Source organism: Nonomuraea indica (genome assembly GCF_002850745.1).
Classification (GTDB): Bacteria; Actinomycetota; Actinomycetes; order Streptosporangiales; family Streptosporangiaceae; genus Nonomuraea; species Nonomuraea indica.
This window is the reverse complement of record NZ_KZ559488.1, coordinates 35,719-55,542: the sequence shown is the minus strand read 5'-3', so window position 1 is coordinate 55,542 and position 19,824 is coordinate 35,719. Positions and strand designations below refer to the sequence as shown.

The window sequence follows — 19,824 nt, the reverse complement described above, 5'->3', positions numbered from 1 at the left end:
TTCCGGCTTCCCCCGCCGCGCCCTCGGCCCGCTCGGCGGCTTCGCCACCGGCGTGGCCATCCTCATCGAGTACGCCGTGGCGCCCGCCGCGATCGCCGTCTTCATCGGCGGCTACGTCGAGGCGCTCGGCCTGTTCGGGCTCACCAACGCCTGGCCGGTCTACCTGGCGGCCTACGTCATCTTCGTCGGCCTGCACCTGTGGGGCGTCGGCGAGGCGCTCAAGGTGATGTTCGTGATCACCGGCATCGCGCTCGTGGCGCTGGTCGCCTTCACGGTCGGGATGATCCCCAAGTTCGACGGCGCCCGGCTGTTCGACATCGCGCCCACCGACGCGCCAGGGGCGAGCACGTTCCTGCCGTTCGGCGCCGTCGGCGTCTGGGCCGCGCTCGTCTACGCCATCTGGTTCTTCCTGGCCATCGAGGGCGTGCCGCTGGCCGCCGAAGAGGCCCGCGACCCCCGGCGCGACATGCCCAAGGGCATCATCGCCGGCATGATGGTGCTGCTGGTGACGGCGGCGTTGATGCTGCTGCTCGCGCCCGGCGGTGGCGGCTCGAAGGCCATCGCGGGCAGCGACAGCCCGCTGCCCGACGCCGTCAGGGCCGCCTACGGCGGCGACAACTTCCTCGCCGACTTCGTCAACTACGTCGGCCTGGCCGGGTTGATCGCCAGCTTCTTCTCCATCATCTACGCCTACTCCCGGCAGCTCTTCGCACTCTCGCGGGCCGGCTACCTGCCCCGGTGGATGTCGGTCACCGGCAAGCGGCGCACGCCGTACCTGGCGCTGATCGTGCCCGGCACGGTCGGCTTCCTGCTCGCCGCCATCACCCAGGCGGGCGACCTGATGATCCAGATCGCGGTCTTCGGGGCGACGATCTCGTACGTGCTGATGATGCTGTCGCACATCGTGCTCCGCAGGCGCGAGCCGAACATGGAGCGGCCGTACCGCACCCCGGGCGGCGTCGTCACCACCGGCATCGCGCTGGTGCTGGCCATGGCGGCGGTCGTGGCGGTCTTCCTGGTCGACGTCGTCGCCGCGCTGTGGGTGGCGGGCATCTTCGTCGCCCACCTGGCGTACTTCTGGTTCTACAGCCGGCACCGCCTGGTCGCCAACGCCCCGGAGGAGGAGTTCGAGGCGATCGAGCGGGCAGAGCAGGAGCTGGCCTGACGCCGGCGGGTTAGGGTCGGCCAGTGGGCACATCGGTGACCTGACCCCGACCAGAAGGACGACGTGGAGCAGTCAGCGCGGCAGGAGCGGCAGGAGGCACGGGCGGACACGTCCCGGGGCGACGGCGGGCGCCCCGCGGCGGGCCTGGGCCCCATGGCGGTGCTACGCCCGGTGCGCGCCGGCAACGCCTTCGAGGAGACCGTCGAGCGCCTCTTGCAGGTGATCAAGCTGGGCGTCGTGGCGCCGGGCGAGAAGCTCCCGCCCGAGCGGGAGCTCGCCGTCCGGCTCGGCATCAGCCGGGTCACCCTGCGCGAGGCCATCCGCGCCCTCCAGGACGCGGGCTACCTCGACGTGCGGCGCGGCCGCTACGGCGGCGCGTTCGTCACCTACACCCCGCCCGCCCCCGGCGCCGGCATGCTGCGCAAGGTGGTGGCCGACATGGGCGCCGCCGACCTCAACGACGCGCTGACCTTCCGGATGGCCGTGGAGTGCGGCGCGGCCCAGGTGCTGGCCGCCACCCCGCTCACCGACGAGCAGCGGGCGGTGCTGCGGGGCAAGCTGATGGACCTGGAGGAGGCCCGTGTCGAGGACTACCGGCGCCTCGACACGGCCTTCCACCTGTCCATCGCCGAGCTGACGGGCTCCCCGCTGCTGGCCTCGGCCTGCGCCGACGCCCGGTTGCGCGTCAGCGACCTGCTGAACGCCATCCCGATGCTGCAGGTCAACCTCGAACACGCCGCCAGCCAGCACCAGGCCATCGTGGCGGCCATCCTGGCCGGCGACCCGGAGGCGGCCCGCCGCGCGGTGGCCGAGCACCTGGAGGGCACGGCCGCGCTCCTGCGGGCCTTCCTCGGCTAGCTGTACCGCCGGTTCGTGGCGGGCCGTCCGGCCGGTTCCGGCGCTGGCGGGATCGTCGGGATCAGGTGGCGACCGGGCCCTGCGCGGTGAAGGCGTGCGCCGTCCCGTCCGGCCAGGTCACCAGCACCTTCCCGGCGTCCGCCCGGACCGTGGGCAGGCCCGCGCCGGTCAGGCGGGCCAGTTCGCCCTCGCCCGTGAGGACGGCGACGGCGACGGCCCAGCCGTCCCGCGCCACGCCGTCGAGCGCGGGCACCAGCGCCGGGGCGCCGAAGGCGGTGCCGTCCGGGGCCTCGACCGCCGTCGCCCGCTCATAGCCGTACAGACCGGCGAGCAGCGTCTCCGGCCCGCCGGGGGAGCGCAGCACGACGCCCGGACCGCCTGGACTGCCGTGGCCGATCTGACCGGCCGGACCGCTGGAACCGGCGGGACCCCGGGAACCCGCCGGACTGCTGGAACCGGCCGGAGCGCTGGAACCGGCCGGAGCGGTCCCGTCGGGCGGTGCGGCGGGGAGCGCCGGGTCGGAGGGCGTCGCCTGGGGCAGGGCCCAGCTGGTCTGGCGGACGCGCGAGCCCGGCGCGACCCGGTGGATCCGCACCTCGACGGGGCCGCGCAGCACGCTGACGCTCGCGGCGTCCGCGGTGCGCGAGGCCGCCCAGGCGATATCGCCCAGCGTCCCCGCGCCGGCGGGGGTGAGCGGGCCGCGCGGGGCGGGGGCGCCGTCCTCGGTCACCGGCCCGAAGTGGTTGTCTCGGACGGCGCCCGGGGTGGTGGGCGCGGTGCGCGTGGAGTAGGCGTAGCGGTCGTAGAGGGGGTCGTCGGCGTACTTCTCGCTGCCGTGGTTGATCAGCGTGGCGACCCCGCCCGAGTTCTGCACCAGGAGACCGGGGCCGGGCAGGGCGGCGGTGCCCGTCGGGCCCGGCTCCTCGGGCGCGGTCCACACCGGGTGGTCCGGCGGCAGCAGCAGGCCGAGGAACGCCTTGGCGGCCCAGTACGACGACGCCCAGCCGGAATAGGGCTGCAGGGTGGGCTCGTACGGGCCGTACCAGCCGAGCGTGAGCAGCCCGTCCGCCGACAGCGCCCCCCGGTCCAGGAAGTGCCGCAGGACGCCGGAGGCGATGCGCCGCGTCTGCCCCGGCGCCAGGGGCGTCGCGTCCACCAGCGCCCCGGCGAACAGCGACGTCACCGAGGCGAAGCGGTAGGTCAGCGAGCGGCCGTGGTAGAGCATGCCGCCGCCGGCGTCGAACGTCAGGGCGAACCCGCCCAGGAACTCCCGCAGCCGCTCGCCGTGCACGCCGGCCTCCCGGCCCGACAGGTGGGCCAGCAGCGCCGGGTAGAGGTGCAGGGCCCAGCCGTTGTAGTGGTCGAAGGCGCGGCCGGGACCGTCGGCGTACCAGCCGTCGCCCGCGTACCAGGGCTCGATCCGCGTCAGCCCCCGCTCGATCGCCGCCTCGGCCTCCCCGGTGTGCAGCCCGGCCGAGGCCAGGAAGCCGCCGACGGCCGCCGGGAACATCCACCAGTTGCTGTTGGCCGGCTCGTGGCGCAGCGTCGCGGACAGATAGCCGGTCATCCCGGCGCGGGTCCTCTCCTCCAGCCGGTCCCACAGGTGCGGGCGGGTCAGCCACAGGCTCAGCGCGATCGAGGCGGCCTCCACCATGGACTGCGTGCGGTCCCCGACCGGCTGCCACACCCGCGGCCCCGCCTCCAGGCCCCGCGCGTAGGGCTCCAGCAGCGCGGGATCGCCGCCGCCGGCCACGCGGAAGGCAGCGAGCAGGAACGTGCGCGCGTACCCCTCCATGCCGTCGCAGCGCGACCAGCTCTCCCGGCCCGGCATGTTCACCTCCGCGCCGTCGGGGGAGCGGAACGGCTCGACGGCCGCCAGCAGCGCGTCGGCGACCGCCTCCCAGTGGTGGCGGGTCCAGCCGGTGTACGGGCTGAGCGAACGGTCCTCGGGCGGCAGCGGCGACATGCGCACACACTCCAGGGTCTCGGAAAGCGCTTTCCGGCATTATGGCAGCCCCGACGGTCGCCGAGACAGGGGGAGCCGGGAGAACGTGCCACCCCGCGCGGGCTCGTAGCATCGAAGCTGAGTCATGGCCCACTGGTTCCAGCAGAGCATCATCGCGACGGGACGGCTGCCGCTGTTCTGCTACTTCGTCGCGCTCATCGTGGCCTTCATCGCCACCCGGATCAACGTCCGCCTGATCAGGGCCAAGGTCGGCTGGTTCCGCAACGTGAACGTGGGCGAGATGCACATCCACCACGTGGTCTTCGGCGTGGTGCTCATGCTCGTCGGGGGCGTCACCGGGTTAATCGTCTCCTCCGCCTCGCAGGTCGGCTACGCCGTCGCCGCCTCGGTGTTCGGCGTCGGCTCGGCGCTGGTGCTCGACGAGTTCGCGCTGATCCTGCACCTGCACGACGTCTACTGGGAGGAGGAGGGGCGCACCTCGGTCGACGCCGTGTTCGTCGCGGTCGCCGTCACCGGCCTGCTGCTCATCGGCCTGCGCCCGCTCACCTGGGACTTCGGCACGCCCGTCAACCCGGCCGCGCTGATCGTGGCCAACCTCGTGCTCGCGGTCATCACCCTGCTCAAGGGCAAGATCTGGACGGGGCTGGTCGGCCTGTTCGTGCCGGTGCTGCTCGTCGTGGGCGCGATCCGGCTGGCCCGGCCGGGATCGCCGTGGGCCCACTGGTTCTTCGCCAGGCGCTCGCCGCGCAAGATGGCCACGGCCATCCACCGGGAGGAGCGCTGGCGGCGGCCGGTGATCGCCGCCAAGATCGCCTTCCAGGAGTTCCTGTCGGGGCGGCACGACCTGCCGTCCACGCGCCGCGCCCGTCGGCACACCTGAGCCGTGCCGTCGCAGCCCCTGCCGCCCGGAGCCGTGCCGCCCGGAGCCGTGCCGCCCCAGTCCGTGCCGAATCGGTCCGTGCCGAATCGGTCCGTGCCGCCCGCGTCCGCGCCGGCGCGGTCCGAACCGTCGGGGAGGACGCCGCCCGGCGCGGGCGCGTCGCTGCTGTCCGCGGTGCTGCCGGTCGCCGCCCGGTACGGGCTGGTGCTCGCCGGCGGCCACGCCCTGGCGCTGCACGGCCTCGCCGTCCGGCCGGGGGAGGAGATCCACCTCGTCACCGACCGGGAGGACGGCGCCGGCCGGCGGGCTCGGGTGGCGGAGGCGGCGGAGGTGGCAGAGGTGGCGGGGGCGGCGGAGGCGGTGCGGCGCGGGCTGCTGGAGGCGGGGCTGGAGGCGGCGCTCGGGGCGGTGGGCCCGCGTGAGGCCGCGCTGGCGGTGCGGGATGAGGTGACGGGCGAGCGCCGCGAGGTCGTCCTGCGCCGGGAGGCGTTGCAGCGGCCGGCCGTCACGCTGGGCGGCCTGCGGGTGATCGACACGGACGACGCGGTCGGCCTGGCGCTGCGGGCGCTGCACGACGCGGGGCTCGCCGGTGACCTCGCCGTGGCGGCCAGGGCCGGCCGGTCGCGTACGTTCCGCGAGCTGGAGGCCCTGGCCCGGCCGCACCATGACGACTTCGCGCTGCCGGAGCTGGTCATGCGGCTGGAGTTCGCCGAGCTGATGCCGGACGAGGCGTTCCAGGCGTCCGGGGTGGACGTGACGGAGGCCGCGCGCGTCCGGGCGTTCGCCCGCGCGTGGGCGGAGGACATCAGGCTGCGGCGGTCCGAGGACGGCGACGCCGACTACGACGACCCCGACCTGCCCGCCGTCGACTGACGGCATCCCGCCGGCCCCGGACCCCGCCTCGGCCGTGGCTCCGCGTGGACCGTCTCCTCCTCAGGGGGGAGAGGTCAATCAAAGTTGACATACTTTGGTGGTCAATCTAGGTTGACGGGTGCGGAACTCGTGCCGCCGTTCGTTGGGCAGGGTCGGAGCACTGTCGAGAGGAAAACTGGTGATCAAGGACTTACTCGTCTACATCCGCCCCCACAGGGGCATCCTTGCGATCGGCGGGCTGTTGGGCCTGATCGGGTCCATCGCGGGACTGGCGATGCCACTGCTGGCCAAGTACGTCGTGGACGCCTTCGGGGAGGACCGGTCGATGGCCGGGCCGCTCATCGGGCTCACCGTGGCCGTCCTCGTCGGCGCGGTCGTCTCGGCCGGCGGCACCTACCTGATGGAGCGCACCGGCGAGGGCATCGTGCTGGGCGCCCGGCGCAAGCTGGTGGACCGGCTGCTCCGGCTCAAGGTCGCCGACGTGGACCGGCTCAAGCCCGGCGACCTGTTGTCCCGGGTCACCGGCGACACGACCCTGCTGCGCGCCGTGCTGACCAACGGCATCGTCAACTCGATCGGCGCGGCGTTCATGCTGGTCGGCGCGATCGTCATGATGGCCACCATGGACGGCGTGCTGCTGCTGGTCACGCTGCTGGTGGTGGTCGTCATCGGCGGCATGACCGGGTTGCTCATGCCGCGGATCCAGCGGGCACAGCGGGAGGCGCAGGAGGCCGTGGGCGAGATGGGCGCGGTGCTCGACCGGGCCCTGCAGGCGTACCGGACGGTCAAGGCGAGCGGGGCCGAGGAGCGGGAGATCGGCGTCGTCGCGAGCGCGGCCGAGCGCGCCCGTGACCGTGGTCTCCAGGTCGCCGGCTGGACGTCGCTCGCGGGGGTGGCGACGTGGATGGCGGTGCAGATCGCGTTCCTGTGCGTGCTGGCCGTCGGCGGCGCGCGCGTCTCCTCCGGCACGCTGGAGGTGTCGTCGCTCATCGCGTTCCTGCTGTACCTGTTCTACCTGGTCGCGCCCATCGGGCAGCTCGTCGAGGGCGCCGTCCAGCTCCAGCAGGGCCTGGCCGCCGTCAAGCGGATCAAGGAGATCGAGGACCTGCCCGCCGAGCCGGTCGCGGTCGCGGCGCCCTCCACCGCCGAGCCGGTCGGCCTGCGGTTCACGGACGTGGTCTTCCGGTACGCCGAGGACCGGCCGGCCGTTCACCAGGGAGTGAGCTTCGAGGTCCCGCCCGGCGGCCTGACCGCGCTCGTCGGGCCGTCCGGCGCCGGCAAGTCCACCGTGTTCGCCCTGCTCGAACGCTTCTACGAGCACCAGGAGGGCACGATCACGGTCGGCGGCCGCGACATCGGCGACTGGCCGCTGCCCGAGCTGCGCGCCGCGCTCGGCTACGTCGAGCAGGACGCGCCCGTGCTCGCCGGCACGCTCCGGGAGAACCTCCTGTTCGCCGCCCAGGACGCCACCGAGGACGATCTGCGGCGCGCCATCACCCGGACGCGCCTGGACGACCTCGTGGCCCGGCTGCCCGAGGGGCTCGACACGGCCGTCGGCCACCGCGGCGTGCTGCTGTCGGGCGGCGAGCGGCAGCGGGTCGCGATCGCCCGCGCGCTGCTGCGCAGACCCCGGCTGCTGCTGCTCGACGAGGCCACCTCGCAGCTCGACGCGGTCAACGAGCTGCGCCTGCGCGAGGTCATCGCCGAGGTGGCCGCCGAGACGACCGTGCTGGTGATCGCGCACCGCCTGTCGACCGTGACCAACGCCGACCGCATCGTCGTCATGGAAGGCGGCGGGGTGCGGGCCGTGGGCACGCACGACGAGCTGGTCGGCCAGGACGAGCTCTACCGCGAGCTGGCCGCCACCCAGTTCCTCGTGTCCTGACATGTGGGACGGGGGATGACGCAGCGGGGGGAGGGACGTTAGAGGTGGCGTGACAGGCGGATACCACAGCGGGCTCGACGGGTTGCTGGACGGCCGGAGGCTGTCGCCCGTGCAGCGCCGGATCGCCCACTACCTGTCCGAGCACCTCGACGAGGCCATCTTCCTGTCCAGCGTCGAGCTGGCCGAGCGGGCCGGGGTGAGCCAGCCGTCGGTGACCAGGTTCGCGGTGGTGCTGGGCTTCGCCGGATACCCCGAGCTGCGGCAGGCGCTGCGGCCGCTGGTGCTGGCCGGCACGCCCGACGGTCCCCACGAGGGCCTGCTGCAGGGCGCCATCGACGACGAGATCCGCAGCCTGGCCCGGCTGCGCGAGCGGCTGCCCGCGCTGCCGCTCAAGGAACTGGGCGAGGCGCTGGCCGCCACCGAGCCGCTGCCCGTGCTGGGACTGCTGGCCTCCAGCGGGCCGGCGACCACCCTCGCCCACTTCGCCCGGCGCATCCACCCGGACGTCCGGCTGCTCACCCACGGCGGCTGTGAGCTGTCCGACGCGTTGCACGCGGCCCGCCGGGCCGGGGCCGAGTGGGTGCTGGCGGTGGTCCTGCCGCCCTACCCCGCCGACGCGGTGCGGGCCCTGGAGTACGCCGGGAAGCTGGGGCTGAAGACGGCGGTCATCACCGACCGGCCCGGCTTCCCGGCGGAGGTGGTGCTCGACGCGCCCGTCGGCGACCGGCCGGTGTCCAACGCGCACGCGGCGCCGCTGGCTCTGGCCATGGCGCTGGTGGAGGCCATGGCCGACGCGGCGCCGCTGCGCACCCGGGCGCGGTTGGAGGAGTGGGAGCGGATGACCGACGAGACCGGGACGTTCGCGCCCGTGGACCGCCGCTAGCCCTATCCGGCCAGCCGGCGCATGGAGCGCACCGACCAGGTGACGGTCAGCGCCGCCAGCGCCAGCATGACGGCGAACGCCACGGGGATCGAGGAGTCGGTCAGGTCGCCGGCGAACAGCGCCCGGCCGGCCACCACGGGGTGGTACATGGGGTTGAACACGGCCACCTGCTGCATCCACTCGGGCGCCAGCGTCATGGGCAGGAGGGCGCCCGACAGCAGCATGATCGGCAGGGCGAAGAACTGCATGATCTGCGCCATGCCGTTCTCGTCGCGCAGCGACAGCGCCAGGCCGTAGCCGACGCCGGAGGCGAACAGGCCGGTCACGGCGACGAGCAGCACGGAGACGGCGACTCCGGGCAGGCTCGCCCGCATGCCCATGGCCAGCGCGATGAGCACCACGGCGACCGACTGGAGCACCAGCACGACGCCGTCGCGCAGGACCCGCCCGAGCACGATCGCCGGGCGCCAGGCCGGGCTGACCGCGACGCGCTCCAGCACACCGCTGCGCAGCTCGTAGATCATGCCGTAGCCGACGCCGATCGAGCCGAACAGCGCGGTTATCACCAGCATGCCCGGCGTGAACCCCGTCAGCATGTCGGCCGTCGACTGTCCCGCCGACCCGGCGACCAGTGGGCCGAACAGCAGGAGGTAGACCACCGGCTGGACGATGCCGAACAGCGGCCAGATCGGGTTGCGGAAGGTGTTGCGCAGCTCGTAGCCGAGGAAGAGGCCGGTGTGGCCGACGACGTGGCGGATCACGCGGCGGCTCCGGTGTCGCGCAGGGACCGGCCGGTCTTGGCCAGGAAGACGTCGTCGAGCGTGGACCGGTCGAGCGCGATCGAGGTGAGCCCGATGCCCTCGTCCTGCAGCCCACGCAGCAGCGCGGGCAGCGTCCGTTCCCCGTCGTCCACGTACACGCGCAGCACCTCGTCGTCCAGGCGGGTCTCCCGCGCGTACGGCTTGAGCGTCTCGGCGGCCCGTGCGGGGTCGTCCACCCGGAGCGTCACCACGTCACCCGAGACCTCCCTCTTCAGCTCTCCCGGGGTCCCCTGGGCCACGATCCGCCCGTGGTCCACGATCGCCAGGCGGTCGCAGAGCGCGTCGGCCTCGTCGAGGTAGTGGGTGCTGAGCAGCACGCTGGTGCCCGTCTCGCGCAGCCGCCGGATGCGGTCCCAGAGGTTGGCCCGGTTCTGCGGGTCGAGCCCGGTGGTCGGCTCGTCCAGGAACAGCAGCGGCGGGGCGTGCACCAGGCCGAGCGCGATGGCCACCCGCCGCTTCTGGCCGCCCGACAGCGTGCGGCCCGGCCGGTCGGCCATCTCGGTCAGCTCGAACCGCTCCAGCATCTCGGCCGTGGCCCGTGCGGGTTCGGCCACGCCGTGGATCCGGGCGGCCATCGTGACCTGGGCGCGGGGCGTGGTGTTGTCCTCCACCCCGCCGGCCTGGCTCACGTAGCCGAGGTTGCGGCGCACCCCGCCCGGGTCCTTCAGCAGGTCGTGGCCGGCGACGACGGCCGTGCCCGAGTCGGGGACGATCAGCGTGGCGAGCATCCTGATCGTGGTGGTCTTGCCCGCGCCGTTCGGGCCGAGGACGCCGAAGATCTCGCCCTTCCTCACCTCCAGGTCGACGCCGCGCACGGCCTCGACGGTCTGCGCGCCCTTGCGGCCGCGGGTCGTGAACGCCTTGCGTAAGCCGTGGGCCTCGATGATCACATGAGCCTCCTTCAGAACAGCTCGCCCGCCTCCACCCGCCTGAGCGCGTCCTCCGCCCAGGCGAGCTGGGCGGCGAACATCGCGGCGGTGAGACGGAGGTTCTCGTCTATGTGGCGGGGGGCGCCGAAGCGCTGCTTGGCGCCGTAGGCGTGCTCGAGCATGGAGATCGAGCGGCGCAGGTCCTGGATCCTGTGGTGCAGCGCCGGGATGAGCTCCGCCTTGTCCAGGCGGTCGGCGTAGGTGAGGGCGACCTGGAAGGGGTCCACGATGGGCCGGACCTCGTGCCAGGCCAGGAGCAGGTTGCGGTGGAAGTCCTCGCGGCCGGCCTCGGTGATCGCGTAGACGGTCTTGCCGCCCTTGCCGCTCTCGACCACGGTGAGCAGGCCCTCGTCGGCCATCTTGGACAGCCCGTGGTAGATCGAGCCGAACGCCACGCTGGCCCAGCTGTCGGCGCCCATCACCTCCAGCCGCCTGCGCACCTGGTAGCCGTTCATGGGTTCGTCGAGCAGTGTGCCGAGGATGAGAAGCCGTGTCGAGGAGGACATACTCAAATTTGTATTCAAGTTTGAGTACGGGCGTCAAGGTCCTAAACTGATTTCATGACCACACGGCCCACCGCGTTGATCACCGGAGCTTCCAGGGGCGTGGGCGAGGCCGTCGCGCGAGCGCTGGCGCCGACCCACGACGTCCTGCTCGGCGGGCGCGACGAGAGCGCCCTGGCCCGCCTGGCGGGGGAGCTGCCCGGCGCGCGGCCCTGGCCGGTCGAGCTGACGGAGGTCACCGCGGCCGACGTCGAGGGCGTCGACCGCCTCGACGTGCTGGTGCACAGTGCCGGCATCGCGCCGCTCGGCCGCATCGCCGACAGTCCGGTCGCGGCCTGGCGCACGGCGATGGAGGTCAACGTCGTCGCGGTCGCCGAGCTGACAAGGCTGCTGCTGCCCGCGCTGCGCCGGGCCGGCGGTCACGTGGTGTGCGTCAACTCCGGCCAGGGGCAGCGCGCCGGCGCCGGCTGGGGTCCCTACGCGGCCAGCAAGTTCGCGCTGCGCGCCTTCGCCGACGCCCTGCGCGCCGAGGAGCCCCTGCTCAGGGTGACGACCGTCTACCCCGGCCGGACGGACACCGACATGCAGCGCGGGGTGCGCGAGCACGAGAACGGGCCGTACGAACCGGATCGCTACCTGCGGCCCGAGAGCGTCGCCCGGGCCGTGCTGGCCGCCGTCAACGCCGGTCCCGACGCCCACCTGACCGAGCTGACCCTGCGGCCGGCCGCCGGTCCCGTCTCCTGATCCGGGCGCTGATCTGCGGCTTCGCCGCCGCCTCCTCCTTCAGGAGGACACGCGAAACCGTCCGCTGGTCGTACCCCTTTAGGGAATCTTTGCATCGGTCCGGACGTTGGCGGGATATAGAACGCAGCTGCGGAACGAGGTGCGCTGGGGATGGCAAGGCCAACGGGGAGTCGCGCGCAGGAGCAGCACGTCGCCGAGCGCGATCTGCTGGGGACCTATCTCGCCGAGATCGGCAGGGTCCCGCTGCTGACGGCGGAGGAAGAAGTCGAGCTGGCCAAGCGGATAGAGGCCGGGCTCTTCGCCGAGCACCTGCTCGACCGCGGCGGCTCCGAGCCGCGCATCGGGGACGCGGCCGACGAGGAGCTGGAACGCCTGGCGATCTCCGGGCGGCGGGCCAAGGATGAGTTCATCCAGGCCAACCTGCGGCTGGTCGTGGCGGTGGCACGAAAGTACTCCGGCCGGGGGATGCCGCTGATCGACCTGGTCCAGGAGGGCAACCTGGGGCTGGTCCGGGCCGTGGAGAAGTTCGACTACCGGCGGGGCTACAAGTTCTCGACCTACGCCACCTGGTGGATCAGGCAGTCGGTCGGCCGGGCCATCCACGAGCAGGCGCGGCCGGTGCGGTTGCCCACCCACGCCGGTGAGCAGATGACCAGGCTGATGCGGGTGCGCCGCGACCTGCTGGCCGAGTTCGACGTCGAGCCGACCGACGACGACCTCGCGGCGATCCTGGAGCTGCCGATCGAGCGGGTGCGCGAGCTGCGCCGCTGGGCCTCCGACCCGGTGTCGCTGCAGCTCGGCGTCGGCGACGAGGACGAGACCGAGCTGGGCGACATGATCGCCGACGAGACCTGGGCCGATCCGGAGCAGCAGGCGATCGACATCCTGGAGCGCGAGCGGCTCGACGAGTGGCTCACCGACCTGGAGGGCGACACCCGCGACATGCTGCGCTGGCGCTACGGCCTGGTGGACGGGCGCGAGCACACGCTCACCGAGGTGGGCGAGCGATACGGCATCGGCCGCGACCGGGCCCGCCGCATCGAGCGCGACGCGCTCGCCCGGCTGCGCCGGATGGCCACCGCCGCCGCCTGACCTGCCCTGACCTGACCTGCCGGGGGGCCGCGACGCGGCCCCCCACCGGCACACCGCCCGGCTGACGACTCCTCCGGCCGCGTGGCGGCCCTGCTCGCCTCGACCCCGCCCCGCGCCGTCGCCGTCCGCGCCGTGCCGTCGCCGTCCGCGTTGAGGCGATCCATCCGCGTCGACGGATGCCGCTCCGCGCCGGCCGGGTCCGCGGGAGCGACCGCACGCGCCCGAGGGCCCCGCGGCGGTGAAGACCCTCCTCCCGAGCTGCGGCCCCGGTGGCCTCGCATGTCCGGAATCGGCGGTGTGAATCATCCGAAACACCGGCGAAACACCAGTCCGGCGAGATTCACCGACGTGAAACACACCTGGTCGAGCCACGAAACCGTGGGCGAACACGCTGTGGCCACACGTCATATGTAAGGAGGGTCGCGTCGTGAAGATCGATAGCGGCACGACTGCCTGGATGCTCACAGCCACCGCGTTGGTGCTGTTGATGACTCCGGGCCTCGCGTTCTTCTACGGGGGCATGGCCAGGGCCAAGAGCGTCCTGAACATGATGATGATGTCGTTCGTCGCCATCATCACGGTGTCCATCGCCTGGGTCCTGTACGGGCACTCGCTCACGTTCAGCGACAACCCGATGCCCTGGCTCAACAACTTCGTCGGCGGCTTCGAGCACTTCGGGCTCCAGAGCCTGGTGGACACGGCCACGAAGGACGACGGCACGGGCATGCCCAGCCTGATCTTCTCGGCCTTCCAGCTGACGTTCGCCATCATCACCGTCGCGCTGATCAGCGGCGCGATCGCGGACCGCGCCAAGTTCGGCGCCTGGGTGCTGTTCACCATCGTCTGGGCGACGCTCGTCTACTTCCCGGTCGCCCACTGGGTGTGGGGCACCGGCTGGCTGAACACCCTCGGCATCGAGGACTTCGCGGGCGGCACGGTGGTCCACATCAACGCCGGCGCCGCCGCGCTCGCCCTGGCGCTCGTCCTGGGCAGGCGGCAGGGCTGGCGCAAGGAGCCGATGCGGCCGCACAACCTCACACTGGTCCTGCTCGGGGCCGGTCTGCTGTGGTTCGGCTGGTTCGGCTTCAACGCCGGCTCGGAGCTGGCGGTCGACGGCACGGCGGCCCTGGCGTTCATGAACACGCAGATCGCCACCGCCGCGGCGGCCGGCGCCTGGCTCGTCGTCGAGAAGAGGCGCGACGGCCACGCCACCACCCTCGGCGTCGCCTCCGGCGCGGTCGCGGGCCTGGTGGCCATCACTCCGGCCTGCGGCTTCGTGGACCCCTGGGCGGCCATCGTCATCGGCCTGCTCGCCGGTGTGGCCTGCGCCTACGCCGTCGGCCTGAAGTACAAATTCGACTACGACGACTCGCTCGACGTGGTCGGCGTCCACATGGTGGGCGGTCTCGTCGGCGCGGTGGCGCTGGGCTTCCTCGCCCGCTACCCGTTCCTGGAGCAGCAGAACGAGGGCCTGTTCTACGGCGGCGGGTTCACGCAGCTCGGCCTGCAGGTGCTGGGCCCGGTCGCGGTCGGCGCCTACTCGTTCGTCGTCACCTGGGTGATCGCCAAGATCATCGACAAGGTGATGGGCTTCCGGATCCCGGTCGAGGAAGAGGTCACCGGCATCGACATCACCACCCACGCCGAGACCGGTTACGACCTCGGCACGGTCCACGCCTCCGGCGTGACCTCCCCGAACGGTTCCGTCGCCCCGGCAGCCAAGAAGGTAGAGGCATGAGGCTCATCACCGCGGTCATCAAGCCGTTCAAGCTCGATGACGTCAAGGCAGCGCTCGAACAGTTCGGCATCAAGGGCATGACCGTCAGCGAGGCGAGCGGCTACGGCCGCCAGCGCGGTCACACCGAGGTCTACCGGGGCGCCGAGTACCAGGTCGACCTGGTGCCCAAGGTCCGCCTGGAGGTCCTCGCCGAGGAGGACGACGCCGAGGACGTCATCGACGTCATCGTCAAGGCCGCCCAGACCGGGAAGATCGGCGACGGCAAGGTCTGGTCGGTTCCCGTGGACACCGTGGTCCGGGTCCGCACCGGCGAGCGCGGCCCCGAGGCCCTGTAGCCCGGACCACGACCCGGAACGTCAGATCACATCGAGGCGAGGGGAAGCCTTGAGGGGAGAAGCACGTTCGTACGCCGCCGCCCGCAAGGAGCGGGCCGCGGACACCGACCGGTGGCTCAAGGACCTCTTCCGCACGGCGAGCGACGGCGACCACGTCTCCCTGGTCGCCGTCGGCAGCCTGGGCCGGGGCGAGCTCGCCCCGGGCAGCGACCTGGACCTGGTCCTGCTGCACCACGGACGCGAGGACGTGGGCAGGATCGCCGACCGCATCTGGTATCCCGTCTGGGACTCCGGGGTCGGCCTCGACCATTCGGTGCGCACCGTGGACGAGGCCGTGACGGTCGCCCGCGAGGACCTCAAGGCGGTGCTCGGCCTCATCCAGGCCAGGCACGTGGCAGGCGATCCGGACCTCACCCGCCGGGCCAGGGAGGCGGTGCTCGCCGAGTGGCGGGCCGACTCGCGGCGCCGGCTCGGCGAGCTGCGCGACGCGGCCGACAAGCGGGCGCGGGCGAGCGGCGAGCTGGCCTTCCTCCTCGAACCCGACCTCAAGGACGGCCGCGGCGGCCTGCGCGACGTGCAGGCCATGCAGGCGGTGGCCGCCGCCTGGGTCGCCTCGGCGCCCGGCCCGCGGGCCCGCGAGGCGTACGAGTTCATCCTCGACGTGCGGCACGCGCTGCACGTCGTCACCGGCCGCGGCACCGACCGGCTCGTCCTGCAGGAGCAGGACGCGGTCGCGGGCCTGCTCGGGCTCCTCGACGCCGAGGCGCTGATGCGCCGGCTCGCCGAGGCCGGCCGGACCGTCTCCCACGCCTTCGACGCCACCTGGCGCACGGTTGACAGGCTGGTGTCAGGACCGGCTCCGCGCGGGCGCCGTCCGCTGGCCGACGGGATCGTCGAGCACGGCGGCGAGGTGGTGCTCGCCCGCGGCGCCGACCCCCGTAAGGACCCCCTGCTGGTGCTGCGCGCCGCCGCGGCGGCGGCCGAGTCGGGGCTGCCTCTCGCGCCCGCCACGGTGTCGGTCCTGGCCGCTCAGTCGCCCCCGTTGCCTGTGCCGTGGCCCGACGAGGCCCGGGGCCTGCTGGTGTCGATCCTCGGCGCCGGCCGCGCCGCCGTGCCGGTGTGGGAGGAGCTCGACCAGGCGGGCATCGTTGTCAAGTTGCTTCCTGACTGGGAGCGCGTACGGCACCGCCCGCAGCGCAACCCCATCCACCGGTTCACCGTGGACCGGCACCTGATCGAGGCCGCCGCGAACGCCGCCGGCCACACCCGTGACGTCTCGCGCCCCGACCTGTTGCTGATCGGCGCGCTGCTGCACGACATCGGCAAGGGCTGGCCCGGCGACCACTCGGCCACCGGCGAGGTCGTGGTCCGGGACCTCGGCGCCCGCATCGGCCTGAACCCCGCCGACGTGGAGATCCTCGCCACGGTGGTCCGCCACCACCTGCTGCTGCCGGAGACCGCGACCCGTCGTGACCTGGACGACCCGGTCACCATCGAGAAGGTGGCCGGGACCGTCGGCTCGCGCGAGGTGCTGGACCTGCTGGCCGCCCTGGCCGTCGCCGACGGCACCGCCACCGGCCCGGCCGCCTGGAACTCCTGGAAGGCCGGCCTGGTCGCCGACCTGGTGCGCCGGGTGCGGTCCGTGCTGTCCGGCTCGCCGCCGCCCAAGCCGCCGACGCTCTCGCCGGAGCAGGCGGCGCTGGCCCGGCACGGCGGCGGCGCCGTGCGCGTCAACGGCGGGGCGGTCACGGTCGTGGCCCCCGACCGGATCGGCCTGCTGTGGAGCGCCGCCGGGGTGCTGGCCGCCCACCGGCTGATCGTCCGCTCGGCCGCGTCCGCCTCGGCGGGCTCCACCGCGGTGATCGAGTTCTCGGTCGTCCCCGAGTACGGCTCCCCGCCCGACCCCGCCACGCTGGAGGCGGACCTGCGTCTGGTCCTTGCTGGCCGTCTTGACATCGAACAGCGCCTGGCACGGCGGGCCCGGTCGGCCAGACCCCCGCGCGTGCCGGTCGCTCCACCCCGTGTGACGTTGGTGGATGACGCCTCCGCGACCGCCACCGTGGTCGAAGTCAGGGCCCATGACAAGCCTGGGCTCCTGTGGCGCATCGGACGGGCCTTCGGCGAGTGCGGTCTTGACGTGAGAGCTGCCCGAGTGGAGACTCTCGGCGCGGAGGCGGTGGACGTCTTCTATGTGGTGGACCGTGCCGGACGCCCCCTCAGCGACGACGCGCAGCGGGCCCTAGTCCGAGATCAGGTGCTCGCGGCGTTGCGGTAGCCCAACACAGGACGAGCGGTTGCTTATGTAACGATTGTGTCCGGTTTGGCGTAATAAGTCTGACGCTGCGAGTAGCTTGTGGACGTCCTATGGGCCAGATGGGACAAACCGGCACGATTGAGGGGTAAAGGGAGCAGTGACAACGGGGATCTCGGAGAGCGGCACACCCGCCGGACGGGGCCGTGAGAAGCGGTCGCTGTCCCGGCTGAGGCTGCGGAACTGGCGCGTCCGGTGGCGCCTGACCGCGCTGATCCTCGTTCCCACCGTCGTCTGCGTCGCGCTCGGCGGAGCGCGCGTGGTCGGCTCGGTGCAGAGCATCGAGGACTACGACCGGACGACCCGCGCGGCCCAGCAGGCCGAGCGGATCCGCGACCTGGTCCAGGCCGTGGGCCTGGAGCGCGACACCGGCGGCTGGCTCGACGCCGCCCGCGCCCTGCGCAAGCGACTCGCCAAGCCGTACGCCGAGCGCAAGGCCGCCGTGGACACCCTCGTCAAGCAGGTGCGGTCCGACCTCGACGTGATGGACGAGTCCTACGGCACCCGCGTGCAGGAGGTCGTCAGGCGGGCGCGGCTCGACATCAGCCAGCTGGGCAGGACCCGCGGTGAGGGCCAGCGCGACACCACCCGCTACGACTCCCTGCTCGACACGCTGCTCCGGCTGCACGACGAACTCGGCCTCATCAGCGACGACCCGCAGATCATCGGCCAGTTCCGGGCGCTGAGCGCGCTCGCCAGCGCCAAGGAGGAGGTCTCCCGGCAGCGCGTCCAGCTGCTGAAGGGCTACTACAACTCCGCCAGCGTGGACGCCAAGGAGGTCGAGCGCTTCATCGCCTCCAGCGCCTCCCAGCGCGCCGCCATCTCCACCGTCTCCCTGGAGGCGGGCCCGCAGGTCGGCCTGAAGCTCCAGAAGGCGCTGACGATCCCGCAGTACTACAACACCGAGCTGACCAAGGCGCGCGCGATCACCCTGGCCAGCGGCAAGGCGCCGGGCGTCCGGCTGCGGCAGGACCTGCTCGCCACCACCGACGCCAAGGTCACCCCGCCCGACCAGTGGTTCACCGACAACGCCGCCACGATCAACGCGCTGCACAAGGTCGAGAAGGAGATCAGCGGCGCGCTGGCCCTGCGCGGCAGCGAGCTGCGCGACGCCGAGATCCGCGCCGCCGTCATCGCCGGAGCCCTGATCCTGGCGCTGCTGCTGCTCGTGCTGCTGCTCACCGTCGCCATCGCCCGCTCCATGGTCACGCCGCTGCGCCGCCTGCGCACCGAGGCCCTGGAGGTCGCCGGGTTCCGCCTGCCCGACGTGGTGCGCCAGCTCCGCCTCTCCGGCGACTCGGTCCCCGAGGTCCGGCCCATCGACGTCGACGGCAACGACGAGATCGGCGAGGTCGCCCGCGCCTTCGACCAGGTGCACCGCCAGGCCGTCCGGCTCGCCGGCGAGGAGGCGGAGCTGCGCAGCAACATCAGCTCGATGTTCGTCAACCTCTCGCGGCGCACCCAGACGCTGGTGGAACGGCAGATCTCCCTCATCGACGGCCTGGAGAAGGGCGAGCAGGACGGCGGCCGGCTGGCCGACCTGTTCAAGCTCGACCACCTGGCCACCCGCATGCGCCGCAACTCCGAGAACCTCCTGGTCCTCGCCGGGCACGAGCCCTCGCGCCGGCGCAGCCAGCCCGCCAAGCTCGTCGACGTGGTGCGCGCCTCCCTGTCGGAGGTCGAGGGGTACGAACGCGTCCAGGTCAAGGTGCACCGCGGCACCTCCGTGCTCGGCAGCGTCGCCAACGACCTCGTGCACCTGGTGGCCGAGCTGGTCGAGAACGCCGTGCAGTTCTCCCCGAACAACGCGCCGGTCGTGGTGACGAGCAGCCTCGTCGACGGGGGCGGCGCGCTGCTGTCGGTGACCGACGCGGGCATCAGCATGACCGAGGAGGAGCTGGCCGAGGCCAACCGCCGCCTGGCCGAGCCGCCCGTGGTCGACGTCTCCGTGTCGCGCCGGATGGGCCTGTTCGTGGTCGGCCGGCTGGCGCTGCGCCACGGCATCCGCGTCCAGCTGCGCAAGGCCGGCGGCAGTGGCCTGGTGGCCATGGTGCTGCTGCCTCAGACGCTGATCGCCGACGGGACCCAGAAGCCGCTGCCGCAGCGCCCCGCGTTCGGCGGCTCCGGCGCCGCCACACCGCCGGCGGGCGGGTCCGCCGTCCCGGTGCAGAACGGCACGTTCCGCTCGTTCAACAGCCTCGACACCTTCGGCGCCCACGGCGCCGCCCGCAGCGGCCCGCCCCTCATGGGCCCCGCTGCCGGTCCGGCTGCCGGTCCCGCGGCGGGGCCCGGCGTCCCCGGTGGCGCGGGACCCGGTGCCGGGTCCGCTTCCGGGCCGGGCACGGCGGCCGGCGCCGTCGCGAACGGAACGGGCCCCGGCGAGCCCGGCGGCGCGAACGGCTCCCCGAACGGCTCCCTGCCGGGGCGCAACGGCGCACGACGCTTCACCGCCGACACCGACGGCGGCGCCTTCCGGCAGCAGACGTTCGAGACCGGCGGCTACCCCTCGTACCCGAGCCCGTCCTACCCCAGCACGGACCGCCCCGGCTTCCCGTCCTACCCCAGCACCGAGTCGGGCGCCGGCGGCTTCCAGACGCCGCCGCCGGCCTCCCCGCCGGCCGTGCCGCCCACGCCGTCGTTCAGCACGGCCGAGGTGCGCCGGCCCGACCGGCACCCGTCGGTGGACGTCTCGCCCATGGACTCGGGCGAGGAGTTCCTGCCGATCTTCGCCTCGGTGGAGTCGGCCTGGTTCCGCAGGCCACCCGGCGAGCGGGAAGCCGACTCCGCCGCATCGGCCGACAACCAGGGTGATGCGACGCCTGCACAAGCCGTACCCTCTGG

Annotated in this window: 16 protein-coding genes; 12 read left to right on the top strand and 4 right to left on the bottom strand. The window is 73.1% G+C overall.

Annotated features, from left to right (window positions below):
* Positions 1-1,165, top strand: a 1,165-nt coding sequence (gene eat / locus CXR44_RS34730; protein ID WP_245899790.1) for an ethanolamine permease, incomplete at its 5' end; no start/stop codon positions are given.
* Between the two features lie 153 nt (positions 1,166-1,318).
* Positions 1,319-2,023: a FadR/GntR family transcriptional regulator gene (locus CXR44_RS34725; protein ID WP_101790402.1), complete on the top strand. Its 705-nt coding sequence runs from the start codon at positions 1,319-1,321 to the stop codon at positions 2,021-2,023.
* Positions 2,024-2,084: 61 nt separating this feature from the next.
* Here CXR44_RS34725 and CXR44_RS34720 read toward each other — a convergent pair whose 3' ends face one another.
* Positions 2,085-3,989, bottom strand: coding sequence for a DUF2264 domain-containing protein (locus CXR44_RS34720; protein ID WP_245899795.1), 1,905 nt, complete (start codon positions 3,987-3,989; stop codon positions 2,085-2,087).
* A 124-nt stretch (positions 3,990-4,113) separates the two neighbouring features.
* On the opposite strand from CXR44_RS34720, the gene CXR44_RS34715 reads away from it, so the two are divergent.
* The 4 genes from CXR44_RS34715 (at position 4,114) to CXR44_RS34700 (ending at position 8,510) form a co-directional block, all read left to right on the top strand.
* On the top strand, positions 4,114-4,869 hold the full coding sequence (locus tag CXR44_RS34715) for a hypothetical protein (protein WP_101790393.1): 756 nt from the start codon (positions 4,114-4,116) through the stop codon (positions 4,867-4,869).
* A gap of 78 nt (positions 4,870-4,947) precedes the next feature.
* Positions 4,948-5,742 carry a hypothetical protein gene (locus CXR44_RS34710; RefSeq protein WP_144070197.1) on the top strand — a complete coding sequence of 265 codons (795 nt, stop codon included), beginning with the start codon at positions 4,948-4,950 and terminating at the stop codon, positions 5,740-5,742.
* A gap of 178 nt (positions 5,743-5,920) precedes the next feature.
* Positions 5,921-7,627, top strand: a complete 1,707-nt coding sequence (locus CXR44_RS34705; protein ID WP_245899788.1) for an ABC transporter ATP-binding protein — start codon at positions 5,921-5,923, stop codon at positions 7,625-7,627.
* A 49-nt stretch (positions 7,628-7,676) separates the two neighbouring features.
* A complete protein-coding gene (locus tag CXR44_RS34700) occupies positions 7,677-8,510 on the top strand; it encodes a MurR/RpiR family transcriptional regulator (protein ID WP_101790391.1) in 834 nt (277 codons plus the stop codon).
* A gap of 2 nt (positions 8,511-8,512) precedes the next feature.
* Here CXR44_RS34700 and CXR44_RS34695 read toward each other — a convergent pair whose 3' ends face one another.
* The 3 genes from CXR44_RS34695 to CXR44_RS34685 are packed head-to-tail and all read right to left on the bottom strand — an operon-like array spanning position 8,513 to position 10,766.
* Entirely contained in the window at positions 8,513-9,271 is a 759-nt protein-coding gene (locus CXR44_RS34695) for an ABC transporter permease (protein WP_101790390.1), read from the bottom strand.
* Entirely contained in the window at positions 9,268-10,221 is a 954-nt protein-coding gene (locus tag CXR44_RS34690; protein ID WP_219602190.1) for an ATP-binding cassette domain-containing protein, read from the bottom strand. The genes CXR44_RS34695 and CXR44_RS34690 overlap by 4 nt, the downstream gene beginning before the upstream one ends.
* A gap of 11 nt (positions 10,222-10,232) precedes the next feature.
* Complete coding sequence (locus tag CXR44_RS34685; protein WP_101790389.1) at positions 10,233-10,766, bottom strand: PadR family transcriptional regulator; 534 nt, start codon at positions 10,764-10,766, stop codon at positions 10,233-10,235.
* Between the two features lie 54 nt (positions 10,767-10,820).
* Here CXR44_RS34685 and CXR44_RS34680 point away from each other — a divergent pair, with 54 nt between their 5' ends.
* The 6 genes from CXR44_RS34680 to CXR44_RS34655 form a co-directional block, all read left to right on the top strand.
* Entirely contained in the window at positions 10,821-11,507 is a 687-nt protein-coding gene (locus tag CXR44_RS34680; RefSeq protein ID WP_101790388.1) for an SDR family oxidoreductase, read from the top strand.
* A 150-nt stretch (positions 11,508-11,657) separates the two neighbouring features.
* The gene (locus tag CXR44_RS34675; protein WP_101790387.1) at positions 11,658-12,599 is read left to right on the top strand and encodes a sigma-70 family RNA polymerase sigma factor; all 942 of its coding nucleotides are present in this window, start codon (positions 11,658-11,660) and stop codon (positions 12,597-12,599) included.
* A 427-nt stretch (positions 12,600-13,026) separates the two neighbouring features.
* Entirely contained in the window at positions 13,027-14,337 is a 1,311-nt protein-coding gene (locus CXR44_RS34670; RefSeq protein ID WP_180903849.1) for an ammonium transporter, read from the top strand.
* Positions 14,334-14,672: a P-II family nitrogen regulator gene (locus CXR44_RS34665; RefSeq protein ID WP_093259464.1), complete on the top strand. Its 339-nt coding sequence runs from the start codon at positions 14,334-14,336 to the stop codon at positions 14,670-14,672. The genes CXR44_RS34670 and CXR44_RS34665 overlap by 4 nt, the downstream gene beginning before the upstream one ends.
* 25 nt (positions 14,673-14,697) lie before the next feature.
* Positions 14,698-16,947 carry a [protein-PII] uridylyltransferase gene (locus CXR44_RS34660; RefSeq protein ID WP_101790385.1) on the top strand — a complete coding sequence of 750 codons (2,250 nt, stop codon included), beginning with the start codon at positions 14,698-14,700 and terminating at the stop codon, positions 16,945-16,947.
* Positions 16,948-17,083: 136 nt separating this feature from the next.
* Positions 17,084-19,824: sensor histidine kinase (locus tag CXR44_RS34655; protein ID WP_219602189.1), on the top strand; the 2,741-nt coding region annotated here is incomplete at its 3' end.

Coding starts and splice junctions, on each gene's coding strand:
- CXR44_RS34725 (WP_101790402.1), top strand. CDS start 1,319: ATGGCGGTGCTACGCCCGGTGCGCGCCGGCAACGCCTTCGAGGAGACC.
- CXR44_RS34720 (WP_245899795.1), bottom strand. CDS start 3,989: ATGTCGCCGCTGCCGCCCGAGGACCGTTCGCTCAGCCCGTACACCGGC.
- CXR44_RS34715 (WP_101790393.1), top strand. CDS start 4,114: ATGGCCCACTGGTTCCAGCAGAGCATCATCGCGACGGGACGGCTGCCG.
- CXR44_RS34685 (WP_101790389.1), bottom strand. CDS start 10,766: ATGTCCTCCTCGACACGGCTTCTCATCCTCGGCACACTGCTCGACGAA.
- CXR44_RS34680 (WP_101790388.1), top strand. CDS start 10,821: ATGACCACACGGCCCACCGCGTTGATCACCGGAGCTTCCAGGGGCGTG.
- CXR44_RS34675 (WP_101790387.1), top strand. CDS start 11,658: ATGGCAAGGCCAACGGGGAGTCGCGCGCAGGAGCAGCACGTCGCCGAG.
- CXR44_RS34665 (WP_093259464.1), top strand. CDS start 14,334: ATGAGGCTCATCACCGCGGTCATCAAGCCGTTCAAGCTCGATGACGTC.